Below are 24,663 nucleotides of genomic sequence, written 5' to 3'. Positions count from 1 at the left end.
GTCAGACCGCGAACGGGTCGGCCACGCCCTCGAATAGACGGGCCGCCAGCGCCCGTTCGCGCAGCGCGATGTCGTCCAGGAACGCATCGGCGTCCCCGAGTTCGCGGAACGCCGCCACGCCCCGTTCGAGGAACGCCTGCAGCTCGCCGAAGCCGGCCGCATGCGCCGGCCCGCGCGAGATCCGCAACAGCATCCCCACGCCCGGCAAGCGCAGCGCCGCGGCCAGGCCGTGGCCGACCTGTTCGATCAGGGCGATCTGCTTGTCGCGCAGGCGCGGCAATCCGACGCGCCGATACGCCTGCGCGTAGCGCTTGTCGTCCAGGCGGCGCCCGTCGGGGAACAGCGAATGCAGCGCTTCGGCCATGCGCAGGTCGAAGGCATGCGTCAGCGCCCCGAGCGCGATGCCGTCGCTCACCGTCGCCAGCAGGGAGGCCGGCAGCACGCGCTGCATGGTCGGGATGACGCGGGCGATGTCGGCGTCGCGGCGGCTGAAGTCGTGGTCGCCGTAGACATCGGTGAGGAAGAAGTGCGCGGCCGGGGCGACTTCGGGATCGGCCAGGTAACCGGCGAAGCTGCGTTCGAGCCGCGCGGCCTGCCAGCGGCGCAGTTCCGGCAGCCAGCGCAGGCGGTTGCGGGGTTCGCGGGCCGGGTCGTGCAGGGCCTGGTGGCAGGCCAGCCGGCGCAGCAGCGGGGTTTGCGGGGCGGACATGGGGCGTGATTCTGCGGGACCGGTGAGCGCAGCGGTGACATTCGACGCCGTATAGTCCGCCGACTCCACCGCAACGCCCTTCACTCGATGCTTTCCCTGCACCCTGCCCGTTCAAGGCCGACCCCCGCTTCCACGACGCCGAAGATCGGCCTGGCCGTCGCCGGCGGCGGCCCCATCGGCGGCATGTACGAACTCGGCGCGCTGCGCGCGATGGACGAAGCCATCGAAGGCCTCGACCTCACTCGCCTGGATTGCTACGTGGGCGTGAGCTCCGGCGCGTTCCTCGCCGCGGGCCTGGCCAACCGCATGGGCACGGCGGAGATGTGCCGCATCTTCATCACCGGCGACAGCGACGACGTGCAGTTCCGGCCGGAGACGTTCCTGCGCCCGGCGTTCTTCGAATACATGCGCCGCGCGTCCAACGCGCCGCGCCTGGCGATGGAATGGTGGCGCGACATGCTGTTCCGCCGCGGCGATTCGCGCTGGTCCGACGCGATCGCGCGCTTCGGCGGGCTGGTGCCGACGGGCTTGTTCGACAGCACGGAAATCGAACGCTTCCTGCGCGAAGTGTTCACCCGCCGCGGGCGCAGCAACGATTTCCGCGAACTGGCCGCGCCGCTGTACGTGATTGCGGTGGAGCTGGACAGCGGCAAGGCCGTGCGCTTCGGCGACGAAGGCTGGGACGACGTGCCGATCTCGCGCGCGGTGCAGGCCAGTGCGGCGTTGCCGGGTCTCTATGCGCCAGTGGAAGTACGCGGCAAGCATTTCGTCGATGGCGCGTTGCGCCGCACGATGCATGCGTCGTTGCTGCTCGAGCGCGGCGTGGATTTGCTGATCGGCATCAATCCGCTGGTGCCGTTCGATTCCGGCAACGCGGTGCGCACGCCGGGCGGCATCGACCAGCGTTTGTCGGAAGGCGGCCTGCCGGTGGTGCTGTCGCAGACGTTCCGCACGCTGTTGCAATCGCGCATGCAGGTGGGCCTGGCGCGTTACGCGCAGACGTACCCGGACATCGACCAGCTGGTGTTCGAGCCCAACAGCGACGACGGCGAGTTGTTCTTCACGAATGTCTTCAGCTTCGCGGCGCGCCGGCGCGTGTGCGAGCTGGCGTACCGCAACACGATGGACGACCTGCGCAAGCGTGCGGCGGAACTGAAGCCGGTGCTGGCGGCGCACGGGTTGGCGTTGCGCGAGGAGATCATCAACGACGAAACGCGGTCGATCCTCGATGGTTTGCCGAAGCCGCCGAGGGCGACGGAAACCACCGCGCGGTTGCGCCGGGCGCTGGATGATGTCGAGCACTTGATCGGGCAGCGTTGAGGTCAAAAGCGGGTTCAACCGCCTCCGGCCCGGCGCTCCGCCGCGATGAGGGCCTATAGGTCCTCCCCCGTCGTTTTGCGATGCGTCCAGCCGCAAGACGCCGGCCGTGCGCCATCCATGGCGCACTGTACGGACCTATAGGCCCTCATCACGTCGAAGCGCTTCGCGACCGGGTCGTTGCGACGCTGCGTAGGGGTAGACCCTGGCACCGCATCTCTGGGTCGCTGGCGAACAGCTGCACTCGGACCGACGGCGCACTGCACGCCCAGCCAATCCCGCTCCGCTGCCTCGCCATCCCTGGCTGCGAGCATCGGCGCCGTCCATCCATGGACGGCTGCGCGGGATTGGCTCGGCGTGCGGTGCGCCTCACCGAAACTTTGCTTGCTGCAATTCCTTCTTTCGAAAGCAGCAGCAAAAGCGCGGTGTCTCGGCCCTCCTTCCTAATGTGTGCGAGGCACAGACTTGGACTGGCGCATCGCCTGCCAGAGAGCAGTGAGGCATTTCAGATGCGAGGGCTCGAGGTGGGCGAGCGCCTCCCTCCGGAGAAGGTGTGTTCGCCAGCGGCCATCCGACGCGGTGCGAGGCACTACTACGACGTGTTGGCGAAAACAAAACCGCGACGAGGTCCGACGCGTCACGTCGCGTGTCTCTTTTCTGCTGTGACAGCGGAAAAGAGACATGCGGCGGGACGTGGCGGAACGCCCTCACTGGGTGTCCCCGCCTTCGCGGGGACAACGTACTCACCCGGGCGCGAGTACACAGGGTCGTGTGATTGCTCTAGACGTCGCGCCGATTCTCCATCCCCTACTCCACCGATCCCCGCCCGCGGAGGGCACATGGCCAAGCTCAAGAAGACCGCACGCAAGACGTCGTCGCGCACGAAGGCCAGTGACGCCAGCGCCCAGGCGCAGGCCGAGCGCCTGTCCAAGTCCCTCAGCGAATCGGCCCAGCAGATCTGGCTCGCGGGCGTGGGCGCCTTCGGTCGCGCGCAGGCGGAGGGCACCAAGCTCTTCGAAGGCCTGGTCAAGGAAGGCCTCAACCTGGAACAGACCGCGCGCAAGCTCGCCGGCAACCGCGCCGACGTCGTGCGCGACGCCGTCGAGAGCCGCGTGGGCCAGGCGCGCGAACGCGCCGTGGATACGTGGGATCGCCTCGAGAAGGTGTTCGAGGATCGCGTGCAGCGCGCCCTCGTGAAGCTGGGCGTGCCCGGCCGCGACGACCTGGCCTCGCTCGCCGATCGCGTCGATAGGCTGACGGCTGAGCTGCGTCGCGTCGGTGGTTCGCCGGCGCCGAAGGCCCGTCGCAGCACCGCGTCCGCCGCGCCGGCGAAGAAGCCCGCCGCCAGGCGCGCCACGAAGAAAGCGACGAAGAAGCCGCCCGTCGCGTAACGCTCCAGGCCCGCCGGTCCACTCCGACCGTAGTTCCCCTCCCCTTATGGTTCCGGGCCGGCGGGCCCCTTACGTTTCCTAGCAGCAGCGCACGCAGGCGTGCGCGGGCCGTGGCGTATGATTCGCGCCTCCCGCCCCATGCCTGAGCCGAATGTTCGAAGCGCCCACGCTCCTGCTCGCCCTGGTCGTCGCCATCGCGCTGGGCACCCTCGGCACCCTCTATTTCTGGACCATCCGCCGTCGCCAGGACGAAGCGGAGACCGGCGTGCGCGCGTTGTCGGCGATGCGCTGGCGCGAGTTCTCGCACTTCGTGCTCGACGCGATGCGCCACCGCGGCTACGACGTGCTCACCTTCGAAGATGAAGCCGACCGCGGCCAGCAGACCGAATTCCTGCTGATGCGCGACAACGAACGCACGCTGCTCAGCGCCAAGCACGGCTCGGCGTATCGCCTCACGCAGCAGACGGTGGCGGAGTTCGTAGCCGCCATGAAATTCCAGGGCGCGCGCCACGGCCTGCTGGTCACCGGCGGCAACGTCGACCCGGACGCGCGCAAGCCTGCGCAGCAGAACTCCATCGAACTGATCGACGGCGGCAAGCTGTGGCCGGAAATCCGCCCGCTGCTGCCCGCCTCGCTGACCGACGAAGTGCGTGGCGAAGCCGCGCATCGCGCGCGCCGGCAGGTCACGCTGGCGTGGATGGGCGCGCTGGTCGCGGGTTTGGCGGTCGCCGTGTTCTACGGCAACTCGCGCACGCATGAATCCGTGGCGGAAGCGACGCCGCTCGCCGCAACGCCCGCGTCGGTGATGGAAGCCCCAGCAGTGTCCGCGGCAGCCGTCGCCACGGCCTCCCCGATCGGCGTGACGCTGCCGGAAGACAACGTCGCATCCACGCCCGCGGAAGAAGAGCGCCAGCGCGTGGAAGTCGCGCGCATCGTCTCGACGCTGCCCGGCATCGAGCGCGCGGAATGGACGACCAAGTCCACGCTGATGGTGCACGTGGACGAGACGAGCACGGAGCGCTTCGACGAGGTGTGCACGGTGCTGACGCGGTTCGCGAATTTGCGGACGTCGCGCGTGCATTTGCAGCCGCCGGAAGGTAGTACGCAGCAGGTCAGGTTCAAGCAATGCGCGACGTTCTGACGCGCATCGCCGTCATTCCCGCGTAGGCGGGAATCCAGCTTTTGCCGTCGCTCTGGATTCCCGCCTTCGCGGGAATGACGAGCGGGTCGGCTACCAATGCACCCCCCGCATCAACGAAGCAAACGCAATCTGCTCGTTGCTCGGCGCCGTCTCCCCCCGTAGCGCCTTCTTGTCCCCCTTGGCCGCCGCCGAATCCGGGAACAACTCGAACGCGGTGTTCATCACCACTTCGTAGGCCTTCGGGGCCAGCGCGTTGATCACCGAGGCGAAGATGCCCAGGCGCGTGGCGATGCGGCTCGGGCGTTCGATGATCGCCTTCACCAGCAAGTCCGCGGCTTCTTCCGGCGTCAGCGTGGGCACGCTGTCGTACATCTTGGTCGGCGCGATCATCGGCGTCTTGACCAGCGGCATGTTGATCGTGGTGAACGCGATGCCGCGGCCCGACAACTCACCCTGCGCGCACCGCGACCACGCATCCAGCGCCGCCTTCGACGCAACGTAGGCGGAGAAGCGCGGCGAATTGGCCAGCACGCCGATCGAGCTGATGTTGATGATGTGGCCCTTGCGACGATGCGTCATCGTCGGCAGGAAGCCCATGATCAGGCGCAGGCTGCCGAAGTAGTTCAGCTGCATCGTGCGCTCGAAATCATGGAAGCGGTCGTAGCTGAGTTCGATCGACCGGCGGATCGACCGCCCGGCGTTGTTGATCAGCACATCGACGTGCCCATGCTCCTCCAGCACCGTCTTGACCAGGCGGTCGCAGTCGGCCATGTCGGCCAGGTCCGCCGTGTAGGCGAACACCTTGCCGCCGCGGGACTTCATGTCGTCGCGCGCCTTGTGCAGTTCGGTTTCGCCGCGCGCCACGATGATGGTGATCGCGCCGGCTTCGGCCACGCGTTGCGCCGTCGACAAACCGATGCCCGACGACCCGCCGGTGATCAGCACGACCTTGCCGCGCACCTTGCCCTTCAGCGAGCGATCGATGAAGAGATCGGGATCCAGGTGCCGTTCCCAGTAATCCCACAGGCGCCACGCGTACGTGTCGAGCGCCGGCACCGAGATGCCGCTGCCCTTCAACGCGCGCTCGGTCTCGCGGTTGTCGAAGCGCGTGGGATAGGTGATGAACTTGAGCGTGGACTTCGGGATCTTGAAGTCGCGCAGCAGCATGCCGATGAAGCGCCGCACCGGCGGCAGGTTGCCCACGGCGCTGCGGATGCCGCTGGGCACGAAGGCGAACATGCGCGCGTCGATGCGCAGCGTCATTTCCGGCGCGTGGCCGGCGCGCGCGAAGGTGTTGAGCACCTCGCCGACGCGCATCGGTTCCGGATCCGTCAAATGGAACGTATGGCCGTCGAGCTTCGGCTTGTGCGCGATGTGGTCCATCGCATCCACCACGAAGTCCACGGGCACGATGTTGATGCGCCCGCCTTCGATGCCGAGCGTGGGCATCCACTGCGGCAGCATCTCGCGCAGCTTCTTGATGAAGGAGAAGAAGTAGTACGGGCCGTCGATCTTGTCCATCTCGCCGGTCTTCGAATGACCGACCACCATGCCCGGGCGATAGATGCGCCACTTGATGCGCTTCTCTTCGCGCACCAGGCCTTCCGAGTCGTGCTTGGTGCGCAGGTACGGATCGTCCAGGCCTTCGGCCTCGGCGAACATGTCTTCGCGGAACACGCCCGGGTACATGCCGGCCGCCGCGATCGACGAGGTGTGGTGGAAGATGCCCGCGCCGATGGCGGCCGCGAAGTCCAACGCATGTTGCGTGCCATCCACGTTGGCGGCGCGCTGCGACGCGGCGTCGGCCGTGAGGTCGTAGATGGCGGCCAGGTGGAAGAAGTGTTTGATCTTGCCGTTGAGCGCTTTCACCTGCGCGGCCGACACGCCGCACCTGGGCGCGGTCATGTCGCCTTCGACGACGAAGATGCGCTTCATGTCCCAGCCCATCTTGGTGGCGATGGCATCGAGCTTCTTGCGCGAATCCTTGCGCACCAGCACGTGGATGGGGCCCTTGCGCTTGAGCAGCGCACTGACCAGGTAGCGACCGAGGAAGCCGGTGGCGCCGGTGACGAAGTAGCTCATTGCATGCTCCCCGGGCGACGGTGCCGCCGTGTTCACGCGCTACGTTGCCAGACACCCGCCGCCTCGACAATTCCCCTGCGTATTGACCGGCTTCCGGACGCGTGCTGTGATGCCGCCTCGCCGCGCACACGGAGCGCGGCCCCCGACCGACGGTGGCCCCATGTCCGATCTGAAAGCCCGCTTCGACCAGGCCGCGAAAGACATCCAGTCCCTGGCCGAGCGCCCGGACAACGACACCCTGCTGCGCCTGTACGCGCTCTACAAGCAGGGCTCGGAAGGCGACGTCAGCGGCCCCAAGCCCGGCTTCTTCGACTTCGTGGGCACGGCCAAGTACGAGGCCTGGGCCAAGTTGAGCGGCACCTCGCAGGACGACGCGATGCAGAAGTACGTCGACCTGGTGAAGAATCTCACCGCCTGACCCAAGGCGAGACCCCATGGCGCGGCAGACCCGACAGCGCATCCTCGATGCGTCGCTCGCGATGTTCAACGCGCAGGGCGAACCCAACGTCACCACCAACCACATCGCCGACGAGCTGGAGATCAGCCCCGGCAATTTGTATTACCACTTCCGTAACAAGGACGACATCATCGAGCACCTCTTCGGCCGTTACGAAGAGCGCATCGATGCCGCCCTGAGCGCCCCCGAAGGCCGCCTGCCCGGCCTGGAAGACATCTGGCTGCAGCTGCACCTGGTGTTCGAGTGCATCTGGGATTACCGGTTCCTGTACCGCGACCTCGCGAACATCCTGAGCCGCAACCGCCGCTTGCGGATCCGCTTCGCACGGATCCTGCGCCGCGCGGACGAACAGGCGCATGCAGTGATGCGGGGGTTGTCGCAGGCCGGCGTGATGCGCGCCTCGGCGGACGAACTGGATGCGGCCGCGACGAACGTGCTGGTGATCGCCACGTTCTGGCTCAACTACGCGTCCGCGCGCGGCGACAAGGACGAACAGCAGTCCATCCGCGCCGGCATCGTGCAAGTGATGATGCTGCTGGCCCCGTTCCTGCGAGACGCAGAGCGCGTGCACCTCAACGGCCTGATCCAGGCCTACCGCGACTAAGCTTTTGCCTGTCTCCTCCCCGCTCGCGGGGAGGCCGGGAGGGGACGCCCCGACGCTGCGCTAATCACCGCCCACGCCCAGCAATCCTTCGCTGCGACTCCGTCTCACCCGCCTTCCGCGACCCCGAAGAAGCCACCTTCCGCACCGCCCGTTTAGCCACCTTCTGCGTAGTCACGAATTCCGCAGGCGGTTCCTTCGTCGGGTTCGCCGAAATCGACTCAATCTTGCGCCGCACCCGCGCCATGAGCCCAAGGCCCGCAAGCCAGAGATGACGCAGGTTGGTTTCGCGATGTGACATGGGGGAAGGCTCCTGATCCGGCGCGTAGCGTGCAAGCGCACCAATAGAGTAGTCACACCATGTAGAACCACGTGAAAAATGCATGGGCCTGCCGCGGCCTCTTGCCTCGGGCCGCACGCAGCGCAATGCTGCCGCTTCTTTCGACGGATCGAGGCATGCATGGCCAAGTCCAAGTGGGCGCCCTTCCCGCACGATGCCAAGGCGTTCGCCTACGCCGGCGACGCATTGAAGAAAGCCTGGCCGCAGCTGCACGCCGGCGACGCCGAACCCTTCCCCGACAGCAAGCGCGCCGCCGCGTTGCTGAAAGCGGCCGGCAAGGCTGCCCCGAAGCTGGACGCCGACGCATTGGCGGACGCGCTGCAGGACGCCTGGCGCGCCTTCCATCGCGGCGACTTCCAGGCCGCGTTCGAGGCCGGCGACGCCCTCGGCCCGGTCGGCGCCTCGGTGGCCACCAAGGCCCTCGGCATCCATGCCACGTACTTGGTGGACGACGACGACGAAAAGCTGAAGCGCTTCGAGCAGGCCGCCAAGCTGGCCGAGGCCGCCATCAAGGCCCTGCCCGACGACGCCAACAGCCACTACCGCCACGCCTTCGCGCTGGGCCGCTACAGCCAGGGCCTGTCGATCGCCAAGGCGCTCAAGCAGGGCATCGCCGGCAAGGTGCGCGCCTCGCTCGACAACGCCCTGGAACGGGCGCCCAAGCACGCCGAAGCCCACACCGCCCTGGCCCTGTACCACGCCGAGATCATCGGCAAGATCGGCGCCATGATCGGCGGCCTCACGTATGGCGCGAAGGCCAGCGAGGCCGAGACGCACATCAAGACGGCGCTGAAACTGACGCCCGACTCCCCCATCGCGCACATCGAGCACGGCAACGTGCTGCTGTTGCTGCATGGGGAGAAGAAGGAGGATGCCGCCGCCGGCGCATTCGAGAAGGCCGCGAAGACCAAGCCGAAGGACGCGATGGAAGCGCTGGACGCCGCCTGGGCGCGGGACCAGATCGAGTAGGCGCAAAAAAGGCGTTGCCCGATCCGGAGCGCTTCCGTAGAATGCCGCGCCTGCATCGGGCGGTTAGCTCAGCGGTAGAGCATTGCCTTCACACGGCAAGGGTCGCAGGTTCGAACCCTGCACCGCCCACCAGGTTTAGACGCTACGGCCACCCTGAGGGTGGCCGTTTTCGTTTGTTGCGGTCCACGCGCTTGATCTTGACGCGACATCAGCCCCTACGAGGATCCCGCTCCGCTACCACCTCATTCTGGATGCCAATCTTTGTAGGTTGATGAGGTAAAGCTTCAGCTTGCGCCTGCTGCCGGAAGCGAAACCCGAAGACACAAGTTCTAATTCGCGCGGCTCCGATTCAAACTCGCGAATGAGCTTTAGACAGTTCTGACTGTGCCATCCAGAGCGGCCGACAGGCATCCACGCCAAGTGTTCCTGGCCTTTTACCGCCTCCTCCAAACTCTCCTCACTATTCCGCTCAAAGTGCGCGAGCGACGCTAGGCTTTCGAACCGTTCGTAGAGGAGTTCAAAATCGGGCACCGTGCCCACAAAACTTGACTTCCACGAGTTCATTACCTGTAGGAGGTGATCGCTCAAGGGAGTCTTGTGATTCTCTAGACCTTCAAGCTTTTGCCACAAGACCTTGTCTTGACCCAAATCCCACGCCCACAAGAAGAGCTCTGACACGATGCTTTTCGCGTCGTCTCGATCCGACGCCAGCGTCGTCGTCATGAACGTGTGCAACGCACGCCAGCGCTCGGCCCTTGTTAGTCCGATACCGTAGGCCGTCATAAGCAGAACTGCCGGATACGCGCGAAGCTGTGCCCATACGACCACTCCATTCCTTTGTTGGTACGCGCTGTGGTGCAAAGCTCGAACAGCCTCTTGCATCATCGGAAGTTCACTTCCATCTCCCCACCTGCCCAAGACTCCAGCCACCCGAGCGAAGGGCTCGACCAGCCCTTCATAGCGTCCAACGGTTAAGCGAAACGACGCCTCGTCCCAAGGTCGCTCAAGTGCAAACTCAGGCGCGTCCGATGATGAAAGCAGACTTTCTGTCTCACCTGTAACCAGGTCATCAAGTGAAATGCGAAACTCAGGTTTCGCAAGGTACTTCTTTGCGCTTGCGACTAGGAGCTCCAGACTTTCCGGGCGTTTGCGTCTAGTTTGCTCAAGCGTGTCTACTGACCTTTGCAAGCTGACAAAGAACTCATCTGCGCCGATGATCTGAAACGTCCTCGCCCTACGTTGTTCCACCAATTGCGTAGCGCTCTCGCTGATGGACCCCCTGGTTGCCCAGAAAACACTGTACCGCCTACTCGGCGCACGAAGCATCGCGGAACGAAGTGCGTGGTCCCAATCGCCAGACCAGCCACAGACAATGAGCCCATGCTCGTCAAAGACGCGGTCCAAGAGCAAGTCATATTCCCTTGGGTAGGCCTCAAGCTCCTGATCAGTATTGAGTATGCGTGAGTCCTTGTAGTCTCCGTGCAGCTTCACTAGATAGCACTGACTGTGCGTGAGCGGCTCTGCGCCGCTCATCGAGTCCACCGACGAAACAATCGTTGGTTCTACGCCTGCCTCGCGAAGCGCGTTCTCCATCAACCGATCGAAATTTGTGGTGAGAATGACTCGCACGTAGCCGGCCGCGACCAGCTTTGCGATTGCCTGATGCGCTACCGTCGGCAACTTCCTGCCCTGCTCTCGATCGTCGGCAGTTGGCTCGATGTAACTGTGAAGGATTGACCGCCGCTCCTCTGGTGACGTGGCGAGCGCTTCAAGCAGCCTCGAATAGTTCGGCTCTTCGCCCACTTCGTCGCGATACCACTGAGCCCAATCCGGCTGCGGCGGAACATCCCGGGCAGCAGCCACGCGGCGTATCAAATCAATGGTGATCTCCCAACCCGTTGGAATGTCAGCCGAACGGGACATCCCGGACCCTAAAAGCACGGCATAGACGCCCTTGTTCTCAAAGACCGAAAAGGCAATCTGGGTCAGCGCATCATCTTTTAGGAAAGTCATCCGCCCCTCTCAGGTTTGAATCTGTCTCAAGTTCCCCGGCGATCCACTTCGCACAGGGTGCCAAGGCTCGAATACGGGCGGCTCTTATGACAAAGCTCAACTGTCCATTGGGCGAACCGGAGGGCCCGGTGCTCGTCCTGCAACTCGACGCTGCGCCCATCGATTCCAAATGAAATGTAGTCCCGATCCCAGTCTCTGCGAGCATCAGCCCCCATCAAGATCGGCCCGCTTTCCGACAGTGTTAGCGTAACTGTGCGGTCCGCGTCCAAGGCCGGCTTCGCATCTCGCAAAACCATTGGGAACCAAGAGAATGGGGCGATGATGCCCAGCGCGGGCGCCATGCTCGCGCGCACCTCAACCACCCAACCGGCCCGTTCGCCTTCCAGGATCAGAGCTCCTTCAAAGCCGGAGCCACCAGAGACGCGCAACGACCAGCAGTCGCGAGTCTTGAACAAGCTGCCTGCCGGCATCTCACTCGGATGCAATTGCCCAAATGCCTGCGCTGGAAACTTCATATTCATCTCCCTCGTGATTACCAGCCGCGATCCATGTCTTTCCAGCGGCGTCGCAGCAACACCACCAAGTCTTCAACGATCCGCACTGCGTCCATCGACAGCGCAGCGCGCACGCGATGCTGCGGCGAAAGCATGACGGGGGCTTCCCGTTCTCGCTCGCGCCCGAATGCACCGAACGATCCAGAATTCGGACTGGCGGCATGCTCATCACGCGTTCGCCAGCCCATCGCGCCCTCACCCACCAGCGCCGCTGCAAGCGTTACATGCGTGATCCGGTCAGTTGGATCGATATGGCCGAGCAACCATGCGGCGTAGCCGATTGCATTAGCAAGTTTCGATGCAACTTCCTCTTCGATTACGAAGGAGAACCCAGAGCTGCTGCCCTCTCCCCTCGCCGGCAGAATGAGGCGGATATCTCCCGTGCCCCACACGCGCACTTCTGCGAGCGACTCATGGCTCCGTTGCTGGTAAATCGACAGCGCCGTCGACTGAACTCGACTATCCGTTCCGATACGGCGATCGAACACCGCTGCGCTGCCGAACAGCGCTCGTTCCTGCATTGCTTCCGCTAGTGCCGCCGATTCAAGTTCAGCGGGTCTAAGGATCGTTGTCTCCGGCCCCGCGGCAATGCTCAACTGCAGTGCAACTCCAGACTGTCGCCCATGTTCGCTGCCAGGTAGCAACTCTTGCGCGCGACGCGCCATTGCGTTTGGATCGAGTGGCCCCGTTGCGTGCGAGAGCGTGTATTCGTGGAGCGCGCGCGTGACGAGGTCACGAAGTTGTTCGGGGGATGAGAAGGATTCTCGAAACAATCCGCTCTCCCACGACCCCGCCTCGGAGATAAGCGCCACTTGATCGGGCTCTGCCTCGCCTTGCTTGATGAAGGTGAGAATCGGCTTCCGACCACGAGCCTCGCGATACTCCTCATGAGTAGCCGACAGGCCAGAGCCCTGCTTGGCGCCGTATCGCGTGTCGAGAATGAGCACAACCAAATCGGCTTGGCGCAACCCCGTCAGGCAAGCAATCTGTGGTGATTTTGCCTGGGAACCGAAATTCTCAGCCATAACCGCTTCGTGGCGAAGCAACTCAACGGCTTGTTTGACTGCGGCGCGCTCGGCTTCCAAACCGGTAATCAGGGAACTGATAAAAACCTTCATATCACCACCTGTATTTTATTTCCGGAGTCTACGGCTGCCACTACCCACCCCGTGCTGGTATGGATTCTCGACAGATTTCTGAGCCCAATTCGTTACCCCGTTGCCGAGGATCCGTGTCCAACTTGCCAGACTGTGGCGGCATAGTCTGGTTGACCTTCGGTAACTTTGGCGCCAGACGTGCCCCGACGGTAGCCGATGGCACATGTGCACTGCACCAATTGGCCTACCTCAGTCGAACACCACGTAGGCCTCTTTTACACATGCATTGAGGCGGGGACGATGACCGACAGGGACAGTTCAATCCAGATTGGCAATGCGCATAAGTTGCTGCGGGATGCAGATCCTGCATGGGTGACATCTCAGTTGCAGGGGCAAGGCACAGGCGCGTGCATCATCATCAAGATAGAGACGGACGCTGCCTCTCTCACCTTGGCGACTGCCGGATGTGGACTTTCCGGGCGCAAGGGCCAACCTCGCGAGTACAAGCCGGCGGAGAGGGAGCTTATCGACTTATGGACCAAGAAGGGCCTCGCTTCCAACGACGTCAAAGTCGGTGACGTTGTGTCGTTCGTCAATGCCGCGAAGAAGGATTTGTAATGAAGGAGTGCCTCAGCCGAAGGAGACCCCAATGAGGGAAGTAGATGGTTTCCAAGTGTCCGCCACCGCGGTGGCTATTGGGGATGGCGTGTATCGACCTGGCATTGAAATTTTCAGTCCGAAAGGAGTCAAGACTGCGATATTTGAAGTCGGGTACGCCGGTGATCTTCCAATGGGAGAGGCCGACGCGCTCGACGCTGCGCGTGCGGTACTGGATGACGTCATACGCGTATCCGATGCAGGTCACGCGGTATTTCTGGCTGATGGAACGATTCGCGTCCGTTTGATCTTTAAAGCCAAAGACTAACGGCACGTGGTCCACCCGGCACAAAGTTCATCAACGTTCGCAGGCGACTTGGCGCCCGCTCTTATACGAACCAATAGGCGTGCATTGCCGACAAAAACGCAGCATCGATCGGATAGCCGGAAGCGGACCCGATGACGGAATCAATGCCGCACCTTGGGCAGAGCGCACTGTTGCCAGTGCTCAACTCGAAGTCATCGGGCGTCCCGTCCGGCCACCCAACCCAGAACTCGATCTCGCGCGGATCGAATACCGACTCGCAGTAGAAGCAACCACACAACGCACTCGCTTCCACCTCGCTCCGGTGGTTGGCGGAATGCTTGTGGGCGGCGATGACGTCGGGCGAGGCAGCGGGCATCGGGGAATCTTACCGGGCGCCCCAGTAAACGGGGCGCCGGTCGATACGTATCGGCGCGCGGGCGCCGTCATCCCACGCACGCCTCCTTGGACCACCGCACCGCCTCCGCCACTTCCTCCAGCTCATCGACCAGGCAGGACATGCAGGCGGCCAGAACCTCCTGCCGAATCGTGATCTCTTCCAGCGGCTCGCCGATCGCGTCGACAAGACTCGACACGAATCGCACGTTGTCGCGCATCCGCACGACCAGTTCGTGCGCGGCAACCAGGTTGATGTAGACACTCGGCGGCACGTCGTGTGCTTCGCAGGCTTCATTGAACATCGTGGGCCCTCCCCTCTCATTGCGTGAGGTGCTCGCGTCGTTGCGACGCGAGATGTCGGGAGGCTAGAAGCCGCACACAGCCGGCGGGCGTATTCCCCTTTCGGGTCTTGTATTAGCCGCCCTCCCGACGCAGAGGCCTTGCGTCGGCGCGTTCAAGGAACGCGTTTGCCACCGATGACGGGGTGGCGACCACTGTGTGCGAGCTTCTAGGCTCCGCACACGTAATGTCCATTTCGACGCATCACCGGGTCAACGCACAACCCATTCGATTCGTCTCGCACCTTCAATGCACATCTTCTTCCGCGCCCGCGCGCACATTCTTCCCGTCGATCAACAGCCACGCCATGTACGCAAACGGCGCAACACACACCACGAGCACGAACACCCTCGGCCAAGGAAGCAACAACGCAACCGCTATGCTCCAGAACCGGAGACGTCGCACCAGCGCCAGCACCGACACCGCGTACGTGATCATTCCCGGGATAGCTGCGAACAAGAAGGCCACCTTGGCCCATGCATTCGCGCTCAAGCCCTTCCAGGCCAACGCGCCAACCACCATGAGCGCCAATGCGCTCCCGATGCCGAACCACAAGAACCCCACCCGCCCATGCCTTGGCTCCCCAGCCGGAACGTGGTGCCCTCGCCTCACATATTGCCCTCTGGCGCAAATGCCCCACGGAACAATTTTTTCTGGCCATCCCGCGGAGGGAAATTTCGCTCCCCTACCACCGCAAGAGCGACACCGAAATGGCACAGAACCTCATCCAGACCATCATCACCGACGAGCAGATCGCCGAAGCCTCCGCCGCGCTGGACGTGCTCGAACGCATCTTCCCGGACTTCATCGTGCTGGACGTCAACGACCGGCGCAGCATCCGGCGCATGGGGACGCGGTCGGAGCAGTTCACCCGGCAGACCCTCATCGTGGGTCAGGAAAATCCGAAGCTGGTGCCCGAGACCGTCGGCCTGCGCGACGCCATCGCCGACATGGCCGCGTACGACCGGCTCTTCCCGCTGTTCTCCCGCCTCACGCGCATCCACCAGTGCTGGGAAGATTCGCTCCTGGCCATGGGCAGCGACGCCTACGACGCCGCCCTGGGCATCTACCTGCTGCTGAAGGCCTTCGGCAAGAGCATGGGCCTGGACGAACTCCGCAAGGGCGTGGGCTCGCTGTTCGCCAAGTCGCGCCGCAAGGCGAAGGCGCTGCTGCAGGGCGAATGAGGCGGCGCACGGCGCGATAGCGATTGGAAGTTGGACGTTTGCAGGTCGCGGGTCATACAGAGCGGCTTGGACCTGCTGACGAGGGGTCGGCAATGGGTGCCGAGCAGGTTCGGATTCCTACAGAGCAGCGATTGGCTGGTGTGGAGGGGTTCGGACCTGCAATGGAGGGGGTGGCGACGCATGTATTCGAGGTCGCAGCTCCAATGCAGCAGGTCGAAGGTGCTATGCATCAGGTGGGCGCTGGTGTGGAGCGGCTCGGAGGTGGTGTGGAGCAGGTCCAAGCTGCTATCGCACGATCAGCGTGGCGAATTGGTTGAACCGCTATCGGCCAGAGGCGGCATGCTCGCGCACCGGCACCGAGGTTGAACCGGTCGGCATTTGATGGACGACGGACAGAGTTCGGCTTGGCGCGTCGCGCACGCTATTTCCGCCCCACGCACTGCATGAAATCGTCCAGATAGAAATACGTCCCCGGATCGGACAGCGGAAACGAATCAATCGTCCTCCTGGTAGCGATATCCCGCGCCGTCGAACTTACCGATACCAGCTTCATGTGGGGGCAGCCCAAAGCCACTGATTGCGGATAGTTCGCTCTGATCGCAATCCTTCGATGCAAGGGAGAGGACACGCCTTCAAGCACAAACGTGCGCATGCTTTCGACAGGCACGAATGTCGCATCACTCGGACAAGCATTGCTCTTGTTGGCTTTCTCGATCACGAAAAGCACCGGAGAACCAACCGCAAACCTCTCCCCTGTACATATCCGAAGGTTGCTCCCCTGACGGGACGCGATGCGGTACACGAAAACTGCCGGAAGCCCAGCGCGTGACACTTCATCCGCCTCGACAACCCTTCCGACACCAGCACGAGATGCACTGACATAGGAGCTCTTGACGCTCGGAACGCCGGCGCTAGCCGAGGTCGCCAGCAAGAGTCCCGCGAACAGAAATCGAACGTTCATTACTTGCCGCTCCCTGGGATAGACCCACCCTACCGTATGTCCGCTTTGGGTCGAAAGCAGTCACTAGGTGACCGGCTGTCACCGGGCGGCGGAGTTGGTTTTCTTGAATGTCCGCTTTCGGCCAAAAGCGGACACTTGGTGTTACTCACCAGGCCGCGGCTGTCCTAGGCACCTCAATGGTGACCGTTGGTTCCGCGTCTGCAACATCGAGAAGAACCACCGTCGACTGGCCAATGAAGTAATACCGGTCGATTCGCTTGTAGAGCATTTGGCCGTACTCCCCGTATTGGTCGCGTACGGCGCTGGAGCGTTCCACCCACGCCGAGCAGGGATCGGAATGCGACGGATCGAACGATTCATGCGGCAACCTACCGGGTGGGAAGTCTATCGGGCTTTCATCCCACAGCATCAGGCTCGCCAAGCATTGCTCAAATGCGATTCGCATTCTGAAAATGCATTGCCCGTTCCGCCCTTCCTCCCAAACGATTGTCACGCTTCGATCCTCGACGCGCACGTCGAGGCCGGGATTGTTCCCTAAGGATTCTTCCAGCGGCTTCCAAGGCTTGAACATGGTGTGTGACGCCCGACGAATAGGTTGATCCCGGCGATTATCACCGGGCCCGCAAGTCAACACGAACGGGAGCGCCGAATGTCCGCTTTGGGTCGAAAGCGGCCACCCATGGCCCTGCAATCACGGAGGCGCGCTTCACGGAATGCTTGGCCGATTTGCGTCGCCTGCGCCGTCCCCTCGGCTAAGACAGTCGCCGACAACCTTCAAACCATGAAACGCGAACACACACGCTCCAGCGCAGTCCCCGCAAAGGCGGTCGGTGCGCAGTCCACGGGCGCCCTGGCGCTGGGCGGGATGACGCTGGGCGCGATCGCCGTTGGCGCGGCGGCCATCGGTGCCCTGGTCATCGGTCGCCTGGTCATCGGACGGGCACGCATCAAGCGACTGGAAATCGACCATCTCGTCGTCCGTCAGCTCCAGGTCACGGAGCTGCTCACGACGCCCTCCAGCACAGCGCCTGAGGTGGCAAGCGCTGCGTCGGATGTCCTGTCGGCCGGAAGCGGTCAGTCCTCGGCGCGATAGTCCAGCGACGTGCACAGCACCCAACCCGTTTGTCCGCCCGGCGTCCGCACGCGGCAAGCCCAATAGTCCTTTCCATACGTGTCGTCGAGGACACCGACGGTTTCGCCCTGGTCCAGCGCAGCAATCGGGCGCGGCTCGGGCCGGTTGATCGCACCCGCGTACGCGGCCTCCTCCTCCGTCTCGTAAACCCATGTCGCGCTCGTGACCTTCGACTCCGTCGCTGCCGTGCAAGCAGCAAGCGCGGCCATCGTGATCAGGGCAATGCAGCGATAACTCATTTCAGGCTTCTTGGTGGGCGTCGTCGACCGGTCCCGGGAGATTTGGCTTTGAGGAATTTCCACATCGGTCTCGGTGATCCTGTCGCGTGAACCACGTACGCACCCAGGTGTCCGCTATCGGCCAGGAGCGGACGTTGGCGTTGGGTCCGACTCGATCTTACAGCCGACCTGTTTCGAACGATTGTTCCCAGCCCACGGCGCTAACCACGCGAACGTGGCCCGTTTCGAACGTGAACTTCACGCGGGACACGTGCTTGCCTTGGCTGTCGATGAACTCGACCTCGACTTCGACCTCGGGCTTTGAGCAGGCACCTGGCGACCTGTCCATGTAGTCCCAACCCAGGAAGCGGTACGTGTCGGCCTTCATGGTTCGCGCAAGCTCGCGAGCGCCATCGATGCCCGTGCCCAACGGGCGGCCCACGTCACCAGCGCCGAGGTTGAACGTTGCCGTTGGGGAGACCAGCGTCGCGAGCCCGCCATCCGGATTTGCTGCCCGCTTGACGACTTCAACGGCGCGAAGGCTCAGGTACTGATGCAATTCACGTGAGCTCGTGAATTCGTGCAGATCGCATCGGGTCGGGCCTGCGAATGCAGGGCCGGCGGCCAGGAGCGAACCGACGCAAAAGATCAATCGATGCAGTTTCATCGGCTCAGTATCCCCAACGTCAGGCGGCGGCGGAACGTGAGCTGCGTCGGGCGCGACGCTGGGAGGCGTCCCCTGCCCGCCGCAGCCAGCCAGCGTGGCCAGCATCAATGCAAGGGCAATCCGCGCAGCCCCTACTTTCCACTCGACCGCTTATCCGGCTGGTCGAGCACCTTCAGCTCGACGACATGGCGCCCCGTCGCAACCCACCGATTCCCGCGCCACGCCCAGGTGTCATGCGCAACAAACGTCTCCCGCACGGAATTGCCGTTCGAGAGCGTCGCGTTCCAGTCCGAAACCACGGTTGCCACGACGGTGTCGGGACCGATCAGGCGCAAGGCGGTCATGCTCGGGTTGTAGCCATGCATCTTCATTGTCATGAAGTTGCGCATCCAACTCGCCAGGTCGACGCGCTTGCTGCTGTTCTCGAAGGTCAGTCGATACTCCGGCGCCATCACCTGGGCAAGCATGGCCGGATCCTGCCTGCGGATCCCGTCGGCCCAGAATGCGTTTGCAGTCGTGATCCCGGCGGCGATCTGCGCTGCGGTCGCGGATTCATTGGCCTGCCCGCTCGTCTCCACCAGGTGCTGCCGGAAGAACGCGATGCGCGCCTCGTCGGCTTGCGGTTCTTCCCACATCGCGTGGGTCGCGCCGTCCAATGCCACGAACGTATGCGGCTTGCCGGCGCGTTCGAGTGCGGAGACCAGTTGCCTGGATTCTTCGATCAGCACGTCGTCGTCGGCGGTGCCGTGGAGGATCAGGAGCGGTGCCTGCAGTCGCTCCACCAACGCCAGGTTCGATCCGGCGGCATACGCGTCCGCGCAATCGTCCGGCGCGCAGCCCATGTACGGTTCGGCGGCGACGCGCATCGTCGACAGTTCGAACGCACCGGCAGCGAACACGCCCGCCTTGTACTGCTCCGGTGCCAGCAGCATGGTGCGCAATCCGAAGTAGCCGCCCCAACTTCCGCCCATGACGCCAACGCGCGACAGATCCATGTACGGGCGGTCCCTGGCCAGGTTGCGCAGGCCAGCCACCTGGTCCGCCGGCTCGACTTGCCCAAAACGCCCATATCCGAAATTCTGGAATGCGCGCCCGCGCCCGGGCGTGCCGCGGCCATCCAGCATCACCACCACGAAGCCCTGCTGTGCGATCCGGCGCATCTGGGCGAGGTTCTGGTTGGTCGGGCTGGGCGGCACGACGCTGGCGTTCGGGCCGCCGTAGATGTCCTGGATGACCGGGTAGCGTTTGCCGGGTTCGAGCGGATGCGGGGCCACCACGATGGCGCGAAGCAGCGTCTTGCCGTCCGCCGCGGGCACCAGCGCGGTTTCGGGGGCCGCGTATCCATTCGCGACGGCCTCCCGCCAGTCGGCTTCCCACACCGTCCTGACCGCGGTGCCCGTGCTGGTGATCTCCTCGATGCGACGCGTTTGCGGAAATCCCGCCCGGATCAGCCAGAGCCTGCTCTTGTCCGCTGAAAACTTGATGGCCGGGATGTGGTCGGCTTCGGCGATCGTGGTGATCTTGCCGGTGTCGAGCTCGATGCGGACCAGTCGATCGAAATAGGGATTGCGGGCGTGGCCATTGGCCTTCGCGTAGACGATCCGGTTCGGCACGTCCACTTCGATGACGCGGTCGACCCAACCTGCCATGTGTTGTTCGGTCAATGCACGGCGCAGCGTGCCATCTGCGTTGTAGTGATACAGATGCCGGAACCCCGTGCGGTCGCTGGTCCAGACGAACGAGTCGTCGGGCAGAAAAGTGACGATCTTCTGCGCGAGCAATTGTTGGGTGTAGCCATCGAGCATGTTCAAACCGAGCAGCGAGATCGGCTTGGGTTCCGCCAGCAGCACGCGAATTTGTCCGTTGCGGGGATCGGCGACCAGCAAGTCCAGGTGGGTCTGGTAACGATCCGCGCGCAACAGCCGCAACTGGCGCGAATCGTGGCGCCACTCCAGCAATTGGACATAAGGTTGGGCAGGATCGTGCAGGATGGGCGTCGCCCGGCCCGTACTTGCGTCGACGACGTACAGTTGCGTCTTCGGCAACGGCTGGCCCACGCGCGAATAGCGCACCTTCCGCATTTTCGTCGGGCCGAATTGTTCGCCCGTCAGCGTGGTCAGCGGCACCTGGGCGTCGTCGATCTTCTTGACGGCCAGCGATGCGCCATCGGGCGACCAGAGCGCACCTTCGATGTCCCAGTGCCCGGCGTCGTCGGCCGTTGCCAACACGCGAACGGAATCGCTCGTTGCCGGACGGACGTAGAGGTTGCCGTCCTGCGTGCCCGCCACTTGCCGGTGATCGGGTGACGCGACTTCCGTGACGGGCGGCATGTAGGAAAACTGACCGGGGCGCACGACCTTCAGTGGCGTCGATGGAGGCACCGACCCGCTCGGCAACGCGTCCCAGACTGCGCGGGATTGCGCCACGATCGGCGTGGTCGGGTTTTCGCTCTGCAAGTACGTTGGCCTGGCCTGGGGCTCGGCGGCGCGCGAAATCATTGACACGGCTAGCCACATTGCCACCAGGGCGACAGTTCCAGCTCTCATTAGCGAGTCTCCCGCTGTCGACCTTCTGGATGTGCAAGTGACGCGAACGGTTGCGGCCGGCATCCGTAGGTTCTACGTCAAGCGCAGGCGATGGCGGTCATCGTTGGTCTCGTGATCGCCGGCCGGAAGGCGGCCGAACCGATCGAATGTCTGCAATGGGTCGAAGCCGGGTGGGCGAATGTCCGCTTTCGGCCAGAAGCGGACATTCGCCAACAATCAAGCCGAGCCGCGAGTCGTCTTGGGGCGAATTGCCTGCCACGCGCCAAATGCAGCCAGCACGTTGGCAGCCATGACAATCCAGAACCCTCCTTTCACGCCTTGCCAGAGACCGACGCTGGCCAAGTAGAGGCACGCGCTCGCCAACAGGGATGACAAGAAGCCAGCCAGGGGAGCGCGGTACAGGAGGATGGCGGTTGCCGCTCCCAGAATGACAAAGGCGATCCACAGGCACTTAACCAGCGGTCCAACTGCCCACAAGGCTTGAGCCTCCGGTGTATCCGGAATGAAGTGCAGCACTAGATCAAAGGCCACCAGCGAGTGGATGACTGCAGCAAGAACCATCAGCATCGCTGCGTAACGGCTGGACACCGGCGACTTGAACTTCATGGCAACCCTCTCAATAGGTCCAATGAGCTTATGCAAGCTGGGGCGGACCAACAAGCTCATGACTGGGCCAAGGGCGACGGAGTTATGACACTTCGAATGTCCGCTTTGGGTCGGAAGCGGACGCTCAGGTTGGATGCCCGCTATCGGCCAGGAGCGGACATCACTGGGGCGGTGGTTTCGCGGTCCCGTCGGGCTCCCGGAGCCCCGCAACGATTTCTTCGGCGACCTTCGCGGCTGACTGTGGCCAACCGTCTTCCATGGGGTCCAACGCAACCCCAGCAGTCGCCGCCGCAATCAGTGGAAAGCGGGTCGTCGTCGTTGTTGAGTCGACGGGCACAGATCTTGCGTCGCGAGTTCACTTCAATCCTCCGGAAAACGAATGTCCGCTATCGGCCAGAAGCGGACATCCGCAAGAGTCTTAGGTGCTACTGCTGTGCGACTGCTAAAAGCAGAGCAAGCGCTCCACGCGCTTGGCGTCGGCCTCCGACTGCACCGAGAGAACGAGGTACCCGTCTTCCTCGCCGAGCGCCTGCACGCGCTCTTTGCTCGGAAAAACGATCAAAGTTGTAGGGCCGCGCTTTGCAGCCTTGAAGACCGCATCGGCTTCGGGGTCCTTGGCAGGTGTGAACGACACGATGAGCTCCAGCCCGCCCTTGCCATGCCGTAATTCCGGCGTCTGTCTTGGTGCGCCCTCGGAAACGAACGTGTTGCAGGCATTGCGAATTTCCACAGGCTCCTGGGTGCCGCCTGCGCATCCGGCTAATGGCAGCGCCAAAAGCACGATCAAGAAAGGCCCAAGTTTCATTTCCTGTTTGTCCCCCGTTCCTTGCCTGCGGCGACACTGTAGCGTTGATCCGGAACTAATCCGAATGTCCGCTTTGGGTCGAAAGCGGACATCTAAAAGCCACTGACGAGGAGAGGAACCAAGGGCAGCATCTAGTCGTCTTCCCCAGTCTCGATTGCATGAATCTTCATGGCAAAGAAACTGAGGGCAACCAACGCGGGGAGAACAATCAGCATGATGCCGCGGCCGGAGACTGATCCATCTGGCAACCGAAATATCCAGTGAGAAGAAATCCCAGCAATTGCCGCGCCTCCAAGACAGCCCAGGAATGTCTTTCGTGAGCGCCATTCGCTGAGCATGTCCCAGGTGATCAGCCCGGTCACTGCCGAACATGCCAGCCAGGGGTACCACCCGATTGCTGTAAATCCCAGAACGCCACCGACTGTGGGCATTAGCATCCAAACAGCCGCAGCTCCAGCCTTGTTCTCGTCATTCATCGCCATACTCTTCGCGCTTTCCTTGACGAATTTAGACACCGACGCTAGCTGCTGAAAGGATTGGCTTCAATGTCCGCTTGGTGGCGCGGCCTGAGTTTTCGAAACGCATGGATCGACATCGTGCCGGTCCACTATTGGCGAGAAGCGGACATCAGTTGCACCACTGCCGTTCGCATGGAACGCCATCGTTGTTGCCGTCCATCCTGGTGTTGGGACAGTGCTGGACAAAGTACGTCGCTTCAGCGCATGACGTCATTTGGGAGCACATGGTGCGCCCGTCGCACTTGAACAATGAGGCGACGGCTTCATCGTCGCGAGCCGGCGGAATCGAGGCGGACGAAACGCTTGCGAGGCGCTGCCCAGCGGAGCCGCTGGCAGGTTTCGGGCTGTACTTTGCGTACCCGAGCCAGGCGATGCCGGCGACGAGGAGAAGGATCAGGACGTTTTTCACCAGCTTGACCCCCTGTTGCCAGAGAACCAGATAGCGTGTTCCTGGTGCGCCCGCCGTAGGAATATTTCTTGGGTCGAATGACGTAACCAGGGCCAGGCTACCAGGGTCGGCTTGCCCCGGCGGACCCTGCGACTGTCGGCGTTTTTCCCTGTCTTGTTCGTTCGTCCGATTGTCGGGTTGGCAATTGGATACGGCGCGTGCCGCTGGTTTGAGCGCGGGCGCCGCAGCTAGAGCGTGGTGTCACGCTTCGGGTCGAAAGCAGACGTCTACGGCAAATGACCGCTATCGGCCAGAAGCGGGCACTCGCCCCTGTCAATGAACTTGTGAGTTGATCAGCAGCTTGATCGGCTTTCCGCGCTCATCAGTAACGAGGCGGCCTTCAAAGACGCCGTAGATCGAAGCGTAAGGGTTCCCGGCATTCGCCCGGCCGAGATCTTCCAAGAGCTCCGACGCGCCACCCGAAACTTCTGCGCTTAGCACATCGGTTCCGTCGGGCGTGTCGACCAGATATTCGCCATGTCGCGTCGAAATCAGGTACGCCGTCATTCGAATTTCCCGCCTGACACACCCCTCGGGATGCGCCTTGACAGAGCTCACGGACGCGCAGGTTTTTGCCGGCGGTTGAGCAGCACTGCAGCCCAGCGACAGGAGGGCCGTGGCCAACAAGATTCCAAGTTTCATTTGCAGTCCCCTGGGGCTTTTCTCGTACTGGGACTCAGGCTACCCGGACCGAGTGGCCCGGCACGATTAGAGGACCCAGTGTCCGCTTTGGGTCGAAAGCGGCCACTCGGCCGAGGGGCCCGACCAGTGTCCGCTATCGGCCAGGAGCGGACATTCCCGAACGCCTGAATTAGGCCGGGCCGCGAACGGGCTCAATGCCCTGTTAGACGTGCGGCGGCACAACAGCAGCCGGCACGCCTAGGCGACAAACCCAATTTGCGGTGTTTCAACAACGCCTCCCCAGCGCAGTGCCAGTGAGTATCTGGAACCTCGTGACAAGCGATAGGTGGCTCGCGGAAAGATGAGCGCAAGAACTTCCGGCAGCATCTCTTCAAGCTTGCCCTTTAGCTCAAATTGCACAGATTCGCCTGGGGAAAGCAGGTGGTTAGGCGCAGCATGCGCGGGGTTCACGAGCTTGTACTCTATTGGCTGAAGTCGGGCGTCATCTTTGTCGCGCAACTCCAGAGCCGTAAGCTCCGCGTCAGCGATGAGGCGCTCTATAGGCAATGACTGCACGCTTTCCTCGTCGTTGGCCAATGTGACGTGAAGAGAAAAGGTCCCTGCCTTGAGGTCTTTTTCGGACAAGC

29 protein-coding genes and 1 tRNA gene are annotated in these 24,663 nt (G+C 63.1%); 11 read left to right on the top strand and 19 right to left on the bottom strand.

Annotated features, from left to right (window positions below):
• Position 1: 1 nt before the first annotated feature.
• A complete protein-coding gene (locus LYSHEL_RS13835; RefSeq protein WP_213434636.1) occupies positions 2 to 709 on the bottom strand; it encodes a DUF8198 family protein in 708 nt (235 codons plus the stop codon).
• Between the two features lie 87 nt (positions 710 to 796).
• On the opposite strand from LYSHEL_RS13835, the gene LYSHEL_RS13830 reads away from it, so the two are divergent.
• The 3 genes from LYSHEL_RS13830 to LYSHEL_RS13820 all read left to right on the top strand — a co-directional run bounded on the left by LYSHEL_RS13830 (position 797) and on the right by LYSHEL_RS13820 (position 4,558).
• Entirely contained in the window at positions 797 to 2,029 is a 1,233-nt protein-coding gene (locus tag LYSHEL_RS13830) for a patatin-like phospholipase family protein (RefSeq protein ID WP_213434635.1), read from the top strand.
• Positions 2,030 to 2,865: 836 nt separating this feature from the next.
• The gene (locus tag LYSHEL_RS13825) at positions 2,866 to 3,417 is read left to right on the top strand and encodes a phasin family protein (protein WP_244858549.1); all 552 of its coding nucleotides are present in this window, start codon (positions 2,866 to 2,868) and stop codon (positions 3,415 to 3,417) included.
• A 151-nt stretch (positions 3,418 to 3,568) separates the two neighbouring features.
• On the top strand, positions 3,569 to 4,558 hold the full coding sequence (locus LYSHEL_RS13820; protein WP_213434634.1) for a restriction endonuclease: 990 nt from the start codon (positions 3,569 to 3,571) through the stop codon (positions 4,556 to 4,558).
• A gap of 90 nt (positions 4,559 to 4,648) precedes the next feature.
• Here LYSHEL_RS13820 and LYSHEL_RS13815 read toward each other — a convergent pair whose 3' ends face one another.
• Positions 4,649 to 6,640 carry an SDR family oxidoreductase gene (locus tag LYSHEL_RS13815; protein ID WP_213434633.1) on the bottom strand — a complete coding sequence of 664 codons (1,992 nt, stop codon included), beginning with the start codon at positions 6,638 to 6,640 and terminating at the stop codon, positions 4,649 to 4,651.
• A 160-nt stretch (positions 6,641 to 6,800) separates the two neighbouring features.
• On the opposite strand from LYSHEL_RS13815, the gene LYSHEL_RS13810 reads away from it, so the two are divergent.
• The 4 genes from LYSHEL_RS13810 to LYSHEL_RS13795 all read left to right on the top strand — a co-directional run bounded on the left by LYSHEL_RS13810 (position 6,801) and on the right by LYSHEL_RS13795 (position 9,139).
• Positions 6,801 to 7,058, top strand: a complete 258-nt coding sequence (locus LYSHEL_RS13810; protein WP_213434632.1) for an acyl-CoA-binding protein — start codon at positions 6,801 to 6,803, stop codon at positions 7,056 to 7,058.
• A 16-nt stretch (positions 7,059 to 7,074) separates the two neighbouring features.
• A complete protein-coding gene (locus LYSHEL_RS13805; RefSeq protein WP_213434631.1) occupies positions 7,075 to 7,701 on the top strand; it encodes a TetR/AcrR family transcriptional regulator in 627 nt (208 codons plus the stop codon).
• Between the two features lie 457 nt (positions 7,702 to 8,158).
• Positions 8,159 to 9,007 (top strand): hypothetical protein, encoded by an 849-nt coding sequence (locus LYSHEL_RS13800; protein ID WP_213434630.1) that lies wholly within the window; start codon positions 8,159 to 8,161, stop codon positions 9,005 to 9,007.
• Positions 9,008 to 9,064: 57 nt separating this feature from the next.
• Positions 9,065 to 9,139, top strand: a tRNA-Val gene (locus LYSHEL_RS13795).
• A 102-nt stretch (positions 9,140 to 9,241) separates the two neighbouring features.
• Here the strand turns inward: LYSHEL_RS13795 and LYSHEL_RS13790 are convergent.
• From LYSHEL_RS13790 to LYSHEL_RS13780, 3 genes are read right to left on the bottom strand one after another with little or no spacing between them, the layout of a single operon-like run.
• The gene (locus LYSHEL_RS13790) at positions 9,242 to 11,020 is read right to left on the bottom strand and encodes an SIR2 family protein (protein ID WP_213434629.1); all 1,779 of its coding nucleotides are present in this window, start codon (positions 11,018 to 11,020) and stop codon (positions 9,242 to 9,244) included.
• A gap of 26 nt (positions 11,021 to 11,046) precedes the next feature.
• On the bottom strand, positions 11,047 to 11,541 hold the full coding sequence (locus LYSHEL_RS13785) for a hypothetical protein (protein WP_213434628.1): 495 nt from the start codon (positions 11,539 to 11,541) through the stop codon (positions 11,047 to 11,049).
• A gap of 11 nt (positions 11,542 to 11,552) precedes the next feature.
• Positions 11,553 to 12,692: a DUF4062 domain-containing protein gene (locus LYSHEL_RS13780; RefSeq protein ID WP_213434627.1), complete on the bottom strand. Its 1,140-nt coding sequence runs from the start codon at positions 12,690 to 12,692 to the stop codon at positions 11,553 to 11,555.
• A gap of 279 nt (positions 12,693 to 12,971) precedes the next feature.
• Here LYSHEL_RS13780 and LYSHEL_RS13775 point away from each other — a divergent pair, with 279 nt between their 5' ends.
• Positions 12,972 to 13,289 carry a hypothetical protein gene (locus LYSHEL_RS13775; protein ID WP_213434626.1) on the top strand — a complete coding sequence of 106 codons (318 nt, stop codon included), beginning with the start codon at positions 12,972 to 12,974 and terminating at the stop codon, positions 13,287 to 13,289.
• A gap of 31 nt (positions 13,290 to 13,320) precedes the next feature.
• Positions 13,321 to 13,596: a hypothetical protein gene (locus LYSHEL_RS13770; RefSeq protein WP_213434625.1), complete on the top strand. Its 276-nt coding sequence runs from the start codon at positions 13,321 to 13,323 to the stop codon at positions 13,594 to 13,596.
• A 61-nt stretch (positions 13,597 to 13,657) separates the two neighbouring features.
• Here LYSHEL_RS13770 and LYSHEL_RS13765 read toward each other — a convergent pair whose 3' ends face one another.
• The 3 genes from LYSHEL_RS13765 to LYSHEL_RS13755 form a co-directional block, all read right to left on the bottom strand.
• Positions 13,658 to 13,951: a cytoplasmic protein gene (locus LYSHEL_RS13765; RefSeq protein WP_213434624.1), complete on the bottom strand. Its 294-nt coding sequence runs from the start codon at positions 13,949 to 13,951 to the stop codon at positions 13,658 to 13,660.
• 67 nt (positions 13,952 to 14,018) lie between these two features.
• A complete protein-coding gene (locus tag LYSHEL_RS13760) occupies positions 14,019 to 14,273 on the bottom strand; it encodes an XAC0095 family protein (protein ID WP_213434623.1) in 255 nt (84 codons plus the stop codon).
• A 283-nt stretch (positions 14,274 to 14,556) separates the two neighbouring features.
• Positions 14,557 to 14,865 (bottom strand): hypothetical protein, encoded by a 309-nt coding sequence (locus LYSHEL_RS13755; protein WP_213434622.1) that lies wholly within the window; start codon positions 14,863 to 14,865, stop codon positions 14,557 to 14,559.
• A 155-nt stretch (positions 14,866 to 15,020) separates the two neighbouring features.
• On the opposite strand from LYSHEL_RS13755, the gene LYSHEL_RS13750 reads away from it, so the two are divergent.
• Positions 15,021 to 15,494: a hypothetical protein gene (locus LYSHEL_RS13750; RefSeq protein WP_213434621.1), complete on the top strand. Its 474-nt coding sequence runs from the start codon at positions 15,021 to 15,023 to the stop codon at positions 15,492 to 15,494.
• Positions 15,495 to 15,915: 421 nt separating this feature from the next.
• Here LYSHEL_RS13750 and LYSHEL_RS13745 read toward each other — a convergent pair whose 3' ends face one another.
• Together LYSHEL_RS13745 and LYSHEL_RS13740 are read right to left on the bottom strand one after the other, a co-directional pair.
• Complete coding sequence (locus LYSHEL_RS13745) at positions 15,916 to 16,455, bottom strand: hypothetical protein (protein WP_213434620.1); 540 nt, start codon at positions 16,453 to 16,455, stop codon at positions 15,916 to 15,918.
• Positions 16,456 to 16,600: 145 nt separating this feature from the next.
• A complete protein-coding gene (locus LYSHEL_RS13740) occupies positions 16,601 to 17,026 on the bottom strand; it encodes a hypothetical protein (protein WP_213434619.1) in 426 nt (141 codons plus the stop codon).
• 210 nt (positions 17,027 to 17,236) lie between these two features.
• Between LYSHEL_RS13740 and LYSHEL_RS13735 the strand changes: the two genes are divergently transcribed.
• Complete coding sequence (locus LYSHEL_RS13735) at positions 17,237 to 17,548, top strand: hypothetical protein (protein WP_213434618.1); 312 nt, start codon at positions 17,237 to 17,239, stop codon at positions 17,546 to 17,548.
• On the opposite strand, the gene LYSHEL_RS13730 is transcribed toward LYSHEL_RS13735, so the two are convergent.
• From LYSHEL_RS13730 to LYSHEL_RS13690, 9 genes are all read right to left on the bottom strand, one after another.
• Positions 17,530 to 17,826, bottom strand: a complete 297-nt coding sequence (locus LYSHEL_RS13730) for an SH3 domain-containing protein (RefSeq protein WP_213434617.1) — start codon at positions 17,824 to 17,826, stop codon at positions 17,530 to 17,532. The genes LYSHEL_RS13735 and LYSHEL_RS13730 overlap by 19 nt on opposite strands.
• A 157-nt stretch (positions 17,827 to 17,983) precedes the next feature.
• The gene (locus LYSHEL_RS13725) at positions 17,984 to 18,472 is read right to left on the bottom strand and encodes a hypothetical protein (RefSeq protein ID WP_213434616.1); all 489 of its coding nucleotides are present in this window, start codon (positions 18,470 to 18,472) and stop codon (positions 17,984 to 17,986) included.
• Between the two features lie 131 nt (positions 18,473 to 18,603).
• Positions 18,604 to 20,970 carry a prolyl oligopeptidase family serine peptidase gene (locus LYSHEL_RS13720; protein ID WP_213434615.1) on the bottom strand — a complete coding sequence of 789 codons (2,367 nt, stop codon included), beginning with the start codon at positions 20,968 to 20,970 and terminating at the stop codon, positions 18,604 to 18,606.
• 264 nt (positions 20,971 to 21,234) lie between these two features.
• Positions 21,235 to 21,624 carry a hypothetical protein gene (locus tag LYSHEL_RS13715; RefSeq protein WP_213434613.1) on the bottom strand — a complete coding sequence of 130 codons (390 nt, stop codon included), beginning with the start codon at positions 21,622 to 21,624 and terminating at the stop codon, positions 21,235 to 21,237.
• 442 nt (positions 21,625 to 22,066) lie between these two features.
• On the bottom strand, positions 22,067 to 22,429 hold the full coding sequence (locus LYSHEL_RS13710; protein ID WP_213434612.1) for a hypothetical protein: 363 nt from the start codon (positions 22,427 to 22,429) through the stop codon (positions 22,067 to 22,069).
• Positions 22,430 to 22,560: 131 nt separating this feature from the next.
• A complete protein-coding gene (locus LYSHEL_RS13705) occupies positions 22,561 to 22,944 on the bottom strand; it encodes a hypothetical protein (RefSeq protein WP_213434610.1) in 384 nt (127 codons plus the stop codon).
• 112 nt (positions 22,945 to 23,056) lie between these two features.
• Positions 23,057 to 23,161 (bottom strand): excalibur calcium-binding domain-containing protein, encoded by a 105-nt coding sequence (locus tag LYSHEL_RS13700; RefSeq protein WP_244858758.1) that lies wholly within the window; start codon positions 23,159 to 23,161, stop codon positions 23,057 to 23,059.
• Positions 23,162 to 23,668: 507 nt separating this feature from the next.
• A complete protein-coding gene (locus LYSHEL_RS13695; RefSeq protein ID WP_213434608.1) occupies positions 23,669 to 24,037 on the bottom strand; it encodes a hypothetical protein in 369 nt (122 codons plus the stop codon).
• Positions 24,038 to 24,274: 237 nt separating this feature from the next.
• On the bottom strand, positions 24,275 to 24,661 hold the full coding sequence (locus tag LYSHEL_RS13690; protein ID WP_213498453.1) for a hypothetical protein: 387 nt from the start codon (positions 24,659 to 24,661) through the stop codon (positions 24,275 to 24,277).
• Positions 24,662 to 24,663 lie beyond the last annotated feature (2 nt).

Source organism: Lysobacter helvus, assembly GCF_018406645.1.
Lineage (GTDB): Bacteria > Pseudomonadota > Gammaproteobacteria > Xanthomonadales > Xanthomonadaceae > Noviluteimonas > Noviluteimonas caseinilytica.
The sequence above is the reverse complement of the archived record's forward strand: the minus strand, read 5'-3'. Positions and strand labels throughout refer to the sequence as shown.